Genomic DNA, 13592 nt, shown 5'->3' on the forward strand with positions numbered 1-13592 from the left:
TGCCTGCAGCATAGGCGTGGCTTTCCTGGAAGAATCGGCGGGGCGGCTAGAGTAAGTGCGTCACCATGGCCAACGGGATCGGCGGCGATACGACACCGTGCGGCCGAGGATTGACGCGAGCGGAGGCGTGATGGCTCGAAGGTCGACGGTCCAGCGTGATCCCCGGATCGCTGGCGACCCTGAGCTGTCGGCATACCCGGACTTCCCCGACGACCCCGATCTCGGACGCGCCCCGGCGCGCGGGCGGGGTACGTCGCGTGGCCGCTGGTCCGGTGGAGGCGGTCGCTGGCTGGTGTGGACCGGCCGCGCCGTGCTCTGGGCGCTGATAGTCGTCATCGTGGTGAACGGGGTCCGCGCGCCCTTCGAGCGCTTCACCCAGCAGAACGCCCCCTCGGGCGCGGCACCCGCCTCCGACAACGGGTTCCCCGCCGCCCAGGGGTCCGCCTTCGCGACCCAGTTCGCCGAGGTCTACCTGAACTTCGACGGGGCCCGTCTTGAGGAGAGAAGGTCGCGGCTCGCCCCCTACCTGCCCGAAGGCACGGAGCCGCAGTTCGGCTGGGACGGTTTCGGCCGGATGAGCGCCGGCGCGGTGGAGCCGTACGGGATCGAGGTCGTGGACGCGGACAACGCGGTCGTCACCGTCCTCTACCAGTCGGACAACCGCCGCCAGCTCCTGTCGGTGCCCGTCTACCACGACCGGTCCACGAAGAGGTTCGTCGTCGCGGGGCGTCCGGGCATCCTGCCGGCGCCGAAGGCGGCCAACCTGCCGCCCAAGGCCGCACCCGAGCGTGACCGCGCCGCGGAGCAGGAACTGCGCACCCCGCTGGAAGACTTCTTCAAGGCCTACGCGGCGAGCGACACCGCCTCGCTGCAGCGTTACGCCGACGCCGGGATCACCCTGGAGGGATTCGGCGGCGCGTTCACCTTCCTGCAGCTCAAAGAGCTCGCCGTGCCCCTTGGAGGGGGAGCCGCCCGCGAGGTGACCGCGACGGTCCTGTGGGGGGTGCCGTCAAAGGCGAGGCAGTCCACCGACCCGGAACCCGCGGATCCCGGCCAGATGGAAGGCAAGCTCGAGCAGGCCTATCTGCTCACCGTGGTCAAGCAAGGCGACAAATGGTTCGTCAAGGACATTCGCGGTGCGTATCGATCTGTGGCGAGGTAACGCATGATCGAATGGTGCCGGTCCACGGTGAGCAGACCCCCCCTGATCGATGAGCCGCCGGTTCGGGTTCGCGCGCGAGTGCGTCGCGGACCCGTCGCCGCCCGGAGGCCGCGATCGTGAGTACGGAGGACAAGAAGTGATTCTCAAGACCATGCTGCTGAGCGCCATGGAGTTCGCTCAGCCCACAGCCCCTCCGGCAGGCGTCAACACAGAAGGCCTCGCTGACTTCCTCCGCAGTTTCTTCGCACCGCTCTTCCTCGTCATCGTCTCGGTGGTGGCCCTCTTCTTCCTCTTCACCCGTGAGATCACCAGATTCGTTCAGTTCATCATCCTGGCGATCGCCATCGGAGTGATCTTCTACGTGCCGAACATCATCGAGGTGACTGCCAAGGCGATCGCGGGCGCACTGGGCATCTCGGGGGGTTGAGACCGCCTCCAAACGGTCAAACAAGGAGAGGCGGAGAGGAGGATCACGTGGATCTGCCCACGTACACCAATATCTGGAGGATTGAGAAGCGGCTCTACAAGCTGTACGACCTACGGCTGCCGACGCCGCTCCCGATCGTCTGGATCGGTGGGTTCGTGGGAGTGCTGGCCCCGTGGTCGCTCCTGCTCTACCTGCTCGGCCTGCCCTTCGCGGCCCCCTGGCACGTGCTCTACCTGGTGCCGCCCGGTGTCGTCACCTGGCTCTCCACCCGGCCGGTGATCGAGAGCAAGCGGCTCACCGAGCTGCTCCAGTCGCAGATGCGTTACATGGGCGAGCCGCGTACCTGGTGCCGGATGGCTCCCATCTCCGAGCCCGCCGAGGTCGCGCTGAACGGCCGGGTCTGGCGGGCCGCGCCGCAGCCCGCCTCGGTCCGGGTCAAGGCGTCGCGCAAGGCCCGCCACGCCCAGTCCAAGCGCGCCGCCGCACGCTCGCGCGAGGTGCGTCCAGCCGTGGCCGCCGCGGCGGCGGCCGCCGCCACCGCCCCGGTCGCCCGCGAGCGCGTCACCTGGGGCGAGGCCCGCGCACTCCGTCAGGGCACCGCCCCGGCCCTCGCCCAGAGCGAGGCCGCCCGGCCGACCCCGGTCGCCGTCCCCGTCCTGTCCGCGGTGCCCCGCGCCTCGCTGCCCGTCGTGCCCCCGGAGCCGGCTCCCGCCGAGACCGTCACCTCCCTGCCGGATACGCCGGTCCCGGGCCCGTCCTCGCGGCCGACCGCCGACGGCTCCGCCGGCCGGCCCAAGACCCAGCAGGACCGTCCTGCCGTACGGGAGGACGCCGAGGACACTCCGGCGACGCCCGACACGCCGGACACCCCCGAGGCTCCGGCCGCTCCGATCAGCACCGAGGCGCTGCGGCGGCTGCGCAGGCTCGCCGCCTCCGCCGAGGCCCAGCGCGCCGCCGCCCCGCCCGCGCAGCCCGCCTCTCCCGAGCCCGAGGCGTCTCCGGAGATCTCCGTGCCCGCCTCGCGCTCTCCCGTCCGGGAGCGTCCCGAGGCCCCGGCCGTGCCGCCGCCCTCGCCCTCGGCTCCGGAGCCGGCCCGGGGGGAGACACCCGCCAAGGGCCGTACGGTGCCCGCCGAGAGGCCGGCCGTCGTGCCCGACCCCGTGGAGAAGCCCTCCGCCCCGACCGTTCCGTCCTTCGTGCCCAGGTTCGTCGGACCGGCGCCGGCAGGACGCCGTGACGCTGAGGCGGCCGAACTCTCGCCGGACGACAGGAGCGCCCGGCGCCAGCACCGCAGGGGGCGGCCCACGCCGATCGGCCGGGCGGCCGACACCGCGAAGGCATGGCCGCCCGAGCGGCCCGCCGGGACGCAGGCGGGTCCCGGCATCCCGGGGGACACCGGCGTCCAGACAGGTGCCGGCATGTCGATCCGCGCGGTCCCCTCGGGAGCGGCGAAGGCCGATCCGGTGGCCCCCGTGGTGCCGGTGCCCACCTCCTCGGCCGGCGAGGCGGGGGCCAGGGTCCGCCGGGTGGAGTCGGTGGTCGGCCGGGACTCCTCGGGCGGCTGGCGGCGGCTGGCCCAGGTGGTGATCGGGCCCGGGGGCGGCCGTACGGACGGCTCGGAGATCGACGAGGCGCGGGCCAGGGCGGTGTTCAGCGGCAGCCGCCGGGTGGTGGTGCTGGGATGCACCGGCGGTGCCGGGCAGACCACGACCGCGCTCATGCTCGGCCACACCCTCGCCCGCTACCGGGAGGACCGGATTCTCGCGGTCGACGCCAGCACCGGCTCGCACGCCCTGTCCAGCCGGATCCAGGGCGAGTCGCCCGAGACCCTGAGCTCCCTGCTCGCCGGCCTCGACAACGTCCAGGGATACCTGGGCATGCGTGCCTACACCAGCCGTTGTGCCTCGGGGCTGGAGGTTCTCGCCGGGGACACCGACGCCGGTGCCGAGCAGCGCCTGTCCGACCGCACGCTCTTCTCCGACCGGCGGCTCGGCCAGACGATGGACACGCTCGACCGGTACTACAAGATGATCGTCATGGACCCGGCGGCGGCCCTGGCCGCGCGGGTGCTCCCCTACGCGGACCAGCTCGTCCTCGTCGTCCCGGCCAGTGAGGACGGGCCCGACGCGGTGGCCATGACCTACGAGTGGCTCGACGGGCACGGCTGCGCCGACCTTCGTCGCCGGGCGGTCATGGTCGTCAACGGGGTGAGCCGCCGCAGCATGGAGGACGTGGAGCAGGCGGAGGCGGTCGCGCGGGGCAGGTGCCGGGCGATCGTCAGGGTCCCCTGGGAGGACGCGCTGGCTCCCGGCAGGGCCGATCGGGTGGAACCGTCCCACCTGAGGGCGCCGGGCCGCCGGGCGTACCTGGCCCTGGCGGGTGTCGTGGTGGCGGGCTTCGGAACGGTGCAGGCGGGTCGACCCAGCGAGGAGGAACTAGCTCAGTGATCCCCCGGGCGCGAGAAGACGTGGTGAACGGGCGTGACGAGGTGCGGGTGAGCGGGCGGGCCGGAGGCCGTGCAGGCAGGGCCGTACGACCGGTGGGTGAGGGCCTGTGAGTCGTGCGTCCCGAGCGCGCAGCCGCCTCGCCGTCCGGTACTTCGACGACCGGATCCTGCTGACCGACTCGTCGGTCTGGGCCTATTTCAGGCTTCCCACCGTGAGCTACGAGTTCATCACTCCCGAGGAGCGGGAGGCGCTGGCCACCAACATCACGATCGCGCTGGCCGCCATCCGGATGCCGGACGCCGAGGTGCACCTGCGGGTGGCGCACCGCACCTACCCGGCCGCCGAATGGGCGATGGCGCTGAACGCCACCTCCGACGAGGGCCCCGGCTGGCGTGACTACCTGGAGGACATGTACCGGCACGTCTGGGCCAAGGACTTCTGGACCAAGGAGGTCTACCTCGGCGTGCGGCTCGGCACGCGCGGCAGGCAACTGGGCACCGGGGTCCTCTCCCAGCTCTTCGGCTTCTACCAGCGCAGCGAGAAGGCCCTGGGCATCGAGGACGACCACGTCCCCAAGGCGGAGATCGCCAAGTGGTCCGAGCAGGCGGAGCGGCTGGGCAGGGCGCTGTCGGCCAGCGCCCTGTACGCCAGGCACGCCAGCTCCGTCGAGCTCGCCTGGCTGTTCCAGCACGCCACGACCGGCTCCCTCGGCGACCCTCCGGCCTCGGCCAGCCCCAAACGGCGGTGGGGGCAGGGGGAGATCGAGTCCCTGGTCGAGGGGCAGATCCACAACGGCAGGGCGCTGCTCCGGATCGAGCAGCCGCACGGTGACTCCTACGTGGCGCACATGTCCTTCGCCCGTTTCCCCGACCTGATGCCCTTCCCCGACGGCGAGCCCTGGATGCACTTCGCCGACCAGTTGCCCTTCCCGGTGGAGATCAGTTCGAGGATGCGGCTGATCCCGCCGGTCAAGGCGAGCAAGGACGTGGCGCGCCAGCTCGCCCACGCCCGTGACATGGACATCCACATCCGCGAGGCCGGGGCGGAGGCGCCGCTGGCCCTGGCCGAGCAGATCGACGCGGCCCGGATGCTGGAGCACGGCATCACCAAGGAGCGCCTGCCGTTCGTGTACGGCTGGCACCGGCTGATCGTGTCGGCCCCGACCGAGGAGATCTGCGTGCAGCGGGTCGAGGCGGTCGTGGAGCACTACCGCGACATGGGCATCGACATCGTCAACTCCACCGGCGACCAGTTCTCGCTGTTCTGCGAGACGCTGCCGGGCGAGCGGGTCAGGGTCAACGCCTACGCGCAGCGGCAGCCGCTGCGCACCATCGCCGGCGGCATGGCCACCGCCACCGTCGACCTGGGCGACCGGACGGACGAGGGCGGCTCGGGCTGGATGGGGCCGTACGTAGGGGAGACCCTGGGCCGGGCGCGCAGCATCGTGCACTTCGACCCGCTGGTGGCGGCGACGCGCAACCGGCCCACGGCCATCGCCATCACCGGCGAACCCGGCGGTGGCAAGACCACGCTGGCGCTGTTGATGATCTACCAGATGGCGCTGCGCGGGGTGACGGTCGCGGTCATCGACCCCAAGGGCGACGCCGACTCGCTGGTCCAGCTGCTGCGGAAGCGGGGCAGGAAGGCGCGGATCATCCCGCTCGGCTCCGCGGCACCGGGCCTGCTCGACCCGTTCTCCTTCGGCGACGACCTCGCGGCCAAGAAGACGATGGCCACCGAGACCCTGCGCCTGCTGCTGCCGCGGATGTCGGAGGAGCGTGAGTCGGCGATGATCCAGGCGGTCGCCGCGGTCTCCAACGCCGAGGACCCGTCGCTGGGCAAGGTGGTCGACTTCCTGGAGCAGACGGACGACGCCGCCTCCAAGAACCTGGGCGCGGTGCTCCGCTCCATGTCCGACATGCATCTGGCCAGGCTCTGCTTCGATCCCTCGGGCGGCGACCAGATCGACACCGAGGGCTGGACCACCGTCTTCACCCTGGGCGGTCTGACGCTGCCCGACGCCTCCACCGGCCGCGACGACTACTCCTACGAGCAGCGGCTGTCGGTGGCGCTGCTCTACCTCGTCGCGCAGTTCGCGCGGGGTCTGATGAACGGCCTGGACCGGCGGACCCCCAAGGCGATCTTCCTGGACGAGGCATGGGCGATCACCTCCACTCCCGAGGGCGCCAAGCTGGTGCCCGAGGTCAGCAGGATGGGCCGCTCCCGCAACACGGCGCTGGTGCTGGTCTCGCAGAACGCCGGTGACCTGCTGAGCGAGCAGGTGACGAACTGCCTCTCCTCGGTGTTCGCGTTCCGCTCCACCGAACGGGTCGAGGTGGAGCACGTGATGGCGCTGCTCGGCGTCGAGGCGTCCGAGGAGCACAAGGCGGTGCTGCGCTCGCTCGGTAACGGTGAGTGCGTCTTCCGGGATCTGGACGGCCGAGCAGGCCGTATCGGGGTGGACCTGATCTCGGATGAGCTGCTGCGCTGGCTGGATACGAACCCTACCCACGACAAACCCGACGAGAAAGTGCATGATCTTCCTGGGGGCGACAGAGTCGGTGGGCCGGGGGCTGCGGCGCTGGAGGTGCGGTCATGAAGGGCTCTCGCAAGAGGGGTTCCCGCAGGGGAAGGCTGGGCAGGCGGATCGCCATCGGGCTGGTGGCACTGGCCGCGTTCCTCGCGTTGCCAATGGTGTTCCCCGACGACGCGTCCACGGCCGTCGCAGCCGCTCCCTGCGACATGTCGCCCGACCTGTCCCCCGACATCGTCGCGGGAGGTGTGGACGGCCTGATCAAGCCGCCGGTCCCCGACTCCGCGCAGCCGGGTGCCCAGGCGGAGGTCCCCGCGGTTCAGGGCAACTACGCGACCTACGGCATGAGCGGCCAGTTCTGGCACACCCACCAGCTCGGCTGTGACGACATCGCGGCGGTGATGGGCAACGCGATGGCCAACACGGTCTTCCTGTGGGCCAAGGCGCTGGACCGGCTGACCATCACGACCTACCAGGCGGCCGCCACCGAGGGGCCGCTGGAGTCGATCAAGAACGTCGTCGACGACATCGTGGTCCGCCTGGCCGACGCCATGTACTGGCCGTACCTGCGGCCGCTGGTGATCCTCGGTGCCATCTGGCTGGCCTGGTACGGGCTGATCCGCAAGCGTGCCACCACCACCGCCGAGGGCGTCATCTGGATGGTCCTCGCGGTCACCGTGGCCGTCTGGTTCTTCAGCCGCCCCGGAGACCTCACGGGGCTGGGCAAGATCGTCACCGACAAGACCGGCGAGGTGGTCAACTCCGCCTTCTCCGGACTGCCCGGCGCGGGCGGCACCTCCTGCCTGCCGGCCAAGGGCGAGGCCAATCCGCAGGTCCAGGGCGGCGGATACGGTCAGAGCGGCGTGCCAGGAGTCGAGCAGAACTCCGACGCGCTCTGGTCCACCCTGGTCTGCAAGCCGTGGCTGATGGGCCAGTTCGGCACGGCCGACGCCGACGCCCCCGTCATCAAGGCGTTCGGCGCCAAACTGCTGGAGATCCAGACGATCGACGCGGCCGAGATGAAGGCGCAGCAGGCGCCCGAAGCGGGCTTTCACCAGGCACGATACGAGACAGAGGTCGCCGACAAGCTGCAGAACACGCCGATCTTCCCCCTTTTCCAGGGCAAGGACTGGACGAACCGGCTGGGGGTCGCGATCGGCGCCTTCATGGCCGCGGTGGTCGCGGGGCTGCTGATCTTCCTGGTGGCGGTCTCGCTGCTGGTGCTCAAGGTCGGGTTCCTGCTGCTGCTGATCCTCGCGCCGGTCTTCCTGCTGATCGGCGTCCATCCGGGATCCGGGCGGATCATCGCCATGCGCTGGGTGGAGATGCTGATCGGCACATTGCTCAGACAGGCGGTGCTGGCCCTCGTCCTGGGCGTGCTCGTGTACGGCTACGCGCTGATCATCTCCACCGCGATGCCGTGGGGCATGCAGGTCATGTTCATGGCGATCCTGACGATCGCCGTGTTCTTCTACCGGCGGCCCTTCCAGCACCTGTTCGCCTCCATGGACGGGCACACGCTCACCACCAGGATGCTCGGCGACGCGGCCACCGCGCCGACCCTGCAGCGGGCCGCGTCCGCGCTGCCGCCGGTCGCGGCGGCCAGGGTGGGCCGCTGGGGCATGCGCAAGGCGGAGCCGATGCTCCAGGCGGCCGCGATGGCCGGCGGAGCCTCCGTCGGCGCGGCGGCCGCCGCCACGGTCGCCCAGGGCAGGGGACGCGGCGAGGACGGCGCCACGCCGGCCACCCCGTCGGGCACCCGGGTCCCGGTCGGCGCGCAACCGGCGCCGCTCGACACCGACTCCCAGGCGGCAGGGCGGCGCAAGGGCACCGGCCGCCCGGTCACCGCGGCCCGCCCGGGCGCGGCACCACCGCTCAACCTCTCCGGTGCCGGTACGGGCGGCGGCGCGCCCCCCACCCGGTCCGGAGGTTCCTCGGGACCTGGTGGGGGGCGCGGCTCCGGCGGCTGGTTCGGCGGCTCGTCGGGAGGCTGGGCGCCGCAAGGCGGCTCCTCGGGCAACGGGGGGTCCTCGGCGGGCAGGTCGTCCGGCCCCTCGGCGGTCAGGCCCGCCGCGCCATCCTCGGGTGGCGGCGGCCGGTCGGGCGGCAGCATCTTCGGCGGCTCCTCGCGAGGCGGCTCCGGCTCGGGGTCGCGTAACGGCGGCTCCTCCCGCGGCTCCTCGGGGTCGAAGGGCTCGGGCGGTTCGAGGTCGGGCGAGAGCATCTTCGGCGGCTCGCGGAGTTCCTCCGGCGGTTCGCGGAACCGGGACGCCGGGGGCAGGTCGTCCGAGGCGCCACCGCTCTGGATCACCAGGCGAGCGGAGCGCGGTGGTGATGCCGGTGAGCCGCCACCGTTCTGGCTCCGCCCGTCCAGCCCGGACAGGGACTGACGTTGACCGAGGGAGGCAACCGGCGGGGAGCCGTCTTCGCGGTGCTGGTCGCGGTGCTCGCGGCGGTCGGCGTCTACCTGACCATGTGGCCGGAGGGCGGCGGCGGGGTGGAGAACCCGACAGAGCCCGCGGGTGCCACCCGTACCGTGGCATCGGGACAGGAGCCGGTCGCGGAGCCGACGCGCCCGGAGGCGACGGCCAGCAACGCGCCCTTCGACGTCTACTCCTACCTGCCGATGACCAAGCAGGAGCTGGCGGCCGCCGCCGACTACGCGCAGCGCTTCACCGCCGAGTACGGCACGTTCAGCTACGACGAGGACCCGGCGGTCTACGGCGACCGCCTCAAGGGTTACACCACGGCTGAGTTCTCCGGGGTGCTGCTGCGCACGGTCACCTCGCCGGGCACCGTCGAGGCGAACAAGGCCGACGAGGTCGTCTCGGTCGGCGCGGCACGGGTGAAGGAGATTCGGCAGATCAACAGCGCCTCGGTGGTGTTCGTGGTCGTCGGCACCCAGAACGTCACGGCCAAGAGCGGGGTGAACGAGAGGACCGCGGAGTACGCCGTCACGCTCATCCAGGTCGGTGCCGAATGGCGTGTCCACGACCTCCAGCCGGCGGATTCCGGCCAGGAGGGAGACGAACAGCCTTCCGAGACCGGCGCGGCCGGATGAACGGCGGAACCTCATGAGGGAGAACAGACACCTCCGCCTCGCGCTGATCCTCGGAGTCGCCGGACTCTGCATGATCACGCTGATCATGGCGCCGATGATGATGATCAGCGGTTTTCCCTCGTTCCCCTCCATCACCGGGCAGGCGCAACCCGACTGCGGGAAGAACGTCCAGACGGTGGGCGACGAGTCGGAGACCGCGACGTCCGACATCCCCGAGGAGTATCTGAAGCTCTATCGCGAGCACGGGCAGAAGGTCGGCGTGCAGTGGAACGTGCTCGCCGGGGTCGGCAAGCGCGAGACCGACCACGGCCGCTCCACGCTCCCCGGCGTGCGCAGCGGCGTCAACTACGCGGGCGCCGCCGGGCCGATGCAGTTTCTCATCAGCACCTGGGGCGGCAAGGCCAAGATCAAGATCCCGTCCACGTTCAACGGCTACGCCTCCGACGGCGACGGAGACGGCTGGGCCGACGTGTACAACCCGGCTGACGCCATCCTAGGCGCGGCGAAGATGCTGAAGCGGAACGGCGCGCCGGAGAACGTACGGCGTTCGCTGTTCGTCTACAACCGTGCCTGGTGGTACGTCGACCAGGTCATGGAGATCGCCAAGAAGTACGCCAAGGACGGTGAGGTCACCACCCCGCCCGAGACGGACGACAGCTGCGACGAACCCATGCTGGAGGCGGCGCCGACAGGCACGGTGGCCGCGATCCTGCAGTACGCGCTGGCCCAGCGCGGCAAGCCCTACATCTGGGGCGGCACCGGGCCCGCCGGCTACGACTGCTCGGGGATCATCTACATGGCCTACCGGAGCGTGGGCCTGACCATCCCGCGGACCACGTTCGGCCAGTGGCCGTTCGGCGTGAAGGTCTCCGCGGGGCAGGAGCAGGCGGGTGATCTCGTCTTCTTCAACGCGGGTCCCGGCACCGGTCCCGACCGTCCCGGGCATGTGGGCCTGGTGGTGTCGCCGGGCAAGATGGTCGAGGCGAGATGCCGGCTCTGCGGGCCGATCAAGGTCACCACCTACCGGGAACGCACCGGGATCGTGGGGTTCACCCGGCCGCTGCAACACCCCCAGATCCTGGAGCAACTCAAGTTGAGGGAGCAGGGCTGACAGAATCGGGGCGTCACGTTTGGAAAAGGGGACGGCCTGGCCTACCCGGCAGGTGAATCGCTTCCTGTTACGGTTCCTGTGTTCCAAGCGGTCAGGGCTTGACCATCGCCCAACTCGGCCGGGGAAAGCGAGCAGCCGCTTTTCCCGGGGAGCGGAGGAGTCACGGAAAAGGTCGTTGTGGGCGCCGCCATCGTCGACGGCCAGGGCAGGCTGCTCGCCGCCCAGCGCGCCGACCCTCCCGAGCTGGCCGGCGGCTGGGAGCTGCCGGGAGGCAAGGTCGACCCCGGCGAGGACGAGCACACGGCGCTGGTCAGGGAGTGCCAGGAGGAGCTCGGCGTACTGATCGAGGTGGGCGAGCGGGTCGGCGGCGACTGGGCGCTCGCCGGCGGCTACGTCCTGCGGGTCTGGTTCGCGGTGATCGCCGAGGGCAGGCCGGAGACCAGGGAGCACCTGGATCTGCGCTGGCTGGAGGTGGACGAGCTCTACGACGTGGCGTGGCTGCCCGCGGACCTTCCAATCGTGCGGGCGGTACAAGGTCGTCTCAACGATGGGCAAGGTCGGTTCAATAAGGATTGATCGACTCCGCACCGTGACATAACTGCTACTGGACGTGGCGATGTCGCGGGTCCGTACCCGGGGAACGGAGATATGCGGTGACCGTATGGTGGCGTGGTACTCGGATCGTGTCGGCGGTCGGAGCGGGGGTGCTCATCCTCGGCGGCGCCTCGGGGGTGTACGCCGCCCAGCTGGCCGAGCCGGCCGAGTCGCCCCTCGACCTGGCCGCCGCCCCCGGTACGTGGTCGCGGTGGAGCCGCACCGGCGAGGTGATCCGCTTCCGCATCCGCCTGCGAGGGCCGGGCACCGGCGCGCGGCTGGCGGTCGTGACGACCCCCGCCGATGCCCTCAGAAGCATCGAGTGCCCGGTGGCGACCAGGCCCGCGACACCGCTCCCCAAAGGGACGGCGGTCTGCTCGGTCGGTGACCTGCCCGCCGACGGCGGGCTCGTCGACGTGCTGCTCGCCGCGCCGCAGCGTCCCCGGGACATCACGCTGACCGCGATGGCCCGGATGCGCGGACCCGGTGGCGAGACGGTGCAGCAGGGTCAGGGCACGCTCAAGGGCTCGGATGTGGTGACCCGGCAGGTGCGGGGCACCATCGGGGGCGCTGTCGGGGGCGCTGTCGGGGGGCCGGACGCGGTGACGCGGCAGATCCGGGGCGCCGCGGGGAGCCCGGAGCCGGCCAACGCCCAGAGGGAGGTCAGGCAGACTCTGCCCGTCTCCGGTGCTCCGGAGGTCTCCGGCCCTTCCAGGATTTATCTGGGAGATGCCACCTCGGCCTGGCCCGCGGATCCGCACGCGGGCGTGGAGACGCTCGGTGGCGTCGACCTGGTCCTCAACGCTCCCCAGGCAGTCGGGGAGCGGGGCTGGGTTCCGAAGATCGCCCCCGACGCGTCGGAGGCGGAGAAGGTCGAGCAGCGCACGCTGGCGTTCCTTTTTGATGTTCTGGAAAGGCCGCCGGGCCCCGAGGTACCGCGATCGGTCGTGGCGGGTACGGGCGGCAGTTCCACTACGGGCATGGGCGGGAGCACGGCCGTGCCCTCGACCTCGGTGGCTCCCGCAGCCCCCGCTGCTCCCTCGGCCCCGGCTGCTCCCTCGGCCCCGGTGGCTCCTGAGGGCTCGGTTCAGCCGGGAACGCGGCTTCCCGCCGACGCCGCCATTCCGGGCGCCGCACCGGAGACGAGTGGCGGTGTGGCCGGCCATGGCCCGGCCGTCGCCGTACCGAAGCCGGTGAAAACACCTGAGGAACATCTCCTTCAGCGGCAGAACGGCAGGAACCATCCGGTCATGGGGTCTCACGCGGGACGCGGGGCGGCCGGGCGGAAGATGTCCGGGAAGCAGCGGGCGGCCTGCCGGTCCGGCGCGCGCCGCGAGGGGGCGGGCCGGCCGATGCCCGGGCCCGTGGGACCCGGCTATCCGGCAGGCGGCCAGATGGTGATCGGCAAGCCCGGAGCGCGCCGCCCGGTGGTGGCGCCGATGGGGCCCGGTTACCCGGGGGCTGTCCAGTGGCCGGCCGGACAACTCGTCCAGCCCGGTCAGGGCATGCCTGGCCGGCCGGCTAAGCCGGGACAGGGCATGCTCGTCCAGCCCGGCCAGGGTATGCCCGGTCAGCTCGGTCAGGGCATGCTCGTCCAGCCCGGTCAGCTCGGCGCGCAGCCGCAGGGGATGGGGCAGCCGATGCTTCCGGGCCATCCGGGGGCAGGCGGGCAGGGAAAGGCAGGCCGGCCCGGTGCGCCGCAACGGGAAGCGGGCGGGCCGGTCGGTCCCGGCTACCCGGGGACCGGCTTCCCGGGGACCGGCTTCCCGGGAGCGGGACAGCAGGTGCCCATGGCGCAGTCGCCGGGCGGCCAGGCACCGATGGTGCCGCAGCAGGTACCGCCGCTGCCCATGGGGCAGGTGCCGGGCATACCGTCGCAGGTGCCGCCGGCCTCCGCGGGGATGGCGGGGCCCGGTCTCGGAACCGGGCCCCAGCTCCAGTTGCCGCCGGCGGGATCCTTCCCCGCCGCCGCACAGGTCCCCGTACCGCAGGGTGCGCCCCTCCCGCAGGATCTCGACGGTCCGAACACCCAGGTCCAGGCGGTCGCCGAGTCAAGCCCGCTGCTGACCGGAGTACGGGGCCTACCAGCGGTGGGAGCAGCGGTGGGAGCACTCCTCGGCCTCCTCTGGCTGCAGCGGAGGATCCAGCGCCGCCGTCGTTCGCGACACGTTTTGTAAAAGGCGATTTACTGTTACTTTTGCCCAACTAGTATTTCTTTGACGTGTTCATGGTTGATTGCGCGGAGGGCACCGGTGAC

Annotated in this window: 9 protein-coding genes; all 9 read left to right on the forward strand. The window is 71.5% G+C overall.

Features of this window, described 5'->3' with window-relative positions; genetic code table 11:
- Nucleotides 1-130 precede the first annotated feature (130 nt).
- The 9 genes from ACWD3H_RS09330 to ACWD3H_RS09370 all read left to right on the forward strand — a co-directional run bounded on the left by ACWD3H_RS09330 (nucleotide 131) and on the right by ACWD3H_RS09370 (nucleotide 13512).
- Nucleotides 131-1162 (forward strand): conjugal transfer protein, encoded by a 1032-nt coding sequence (locus ACWD3H_RS09330; RefSeq protein ID WP_355550733.1) that lies wholly within the window; start codon nucleotides 131-133, stop codon nucleotides 1160-1162.
- A 151-nt stretch (nucleotides 1163-1313) separates the two neighbouring features.
- The gene (locus ACWD3H_RS09335; RefSeq protein ID WP_037970213.1) at nucleotides 1314-1589 is read left to right on the forward strand and encodes a hypothetical protein; all 276 of its coding nucleotides are present in this window, start codon (nucleotides 1314-1316) and stop codon (nucleotides 1587-1589) included.
- 47 nt (nucleotides 1590-1636) lie between these two features.
- Nucleotides 1637-4036 (forward strand): TcpE family conjugal transfer membrane protein, encoded by a 2400-nt coding sequence (locus tag ACWD3H_RS09340; protein WP_451954597.1) that lies wholly within the window; start codon nucleotides 1637-1639, stop codon nucleotides 4034-4036.
- A gap of 106 nt (nucleotides 4037-4142) precedes the next feature.
- Nucleotides 4143-6635, forward strand: coding sequence for an ATP-binding protein (locus ACWD3H_RS09345; RefSeq protein ID WP_355550738.1), 2493 nt, complete (start codon nucleotides 4143-4145; stop codon nucleotides 6633-6635).
- Nucleotides 6632-8959: a type IV secretion system protein gene (locus ACWD3H_RS09350; protein ID WP_451954598.1), complete on the forward strand. Its 2328-nt coding sequence runs from the start codon at nucleotides 6632-6634 to the stop codon at nucleotides 8957-8959. Before ACWD3H_RS09345 ends, ACWD3H_RS09350 begins: the two co-directional genes overlap by 4 nt.
- A gap of 2 nt (nucleotides 8960-8961) precedes the next feature.
- Nucleotides 8962-9630, forward strand: a complete 669-nt coding sequence (locus tag ACWD3H_RS09355; protein WP_451954599.1) for a hypothetical protein — start codon at nucleotides 8962-8964, stop codon at nucleotides 9628-9630.
- A gap of 13 nt (nucleotides 9631-9643) precedes the next feature.
- Nucleotides 9644-10741: a C40 family peptidase gene (locus ACWD3H_RS09360; RefSeq protein WP_355550744.1), complete on the forward strand. Its 1098-nt coding sequence runs from the start codon at nucleotides 9644-9646 to the stop codon at nucleotides 10739-10741.
- Nucleotides 10742-10918: 177 nt separating this feature from the next.
- Nucleotides 10919-11317 (forward strand): (deoxy)nucleoside triphosphate pyrophosphohydrolase, encoded by a 399-nt coding sequence (locus ACWD3H_RS09365; RefSeq protein WP_350921668.1) that lies wholly within the window; start codon nucleotides 10919-10921, stop codon nucleotides 11315-11317.
- 107 nt (nucleotides 11318-11424) lie between these two features.
- Entirely contained in the window at nucleotides 11425-13512 is a 2088-nt protein-coding gene (locus ACWD3H_RS09370) for a hypothetical protein (RefSeq protein WP_451954600.1), read from the forward strand.
- Nucleotides 13513-13592 lie beyond the last annotated feature (80 nt).

Source organism: Streptosporangium sp. NPDC002607, from assembly GCF_053592655.1.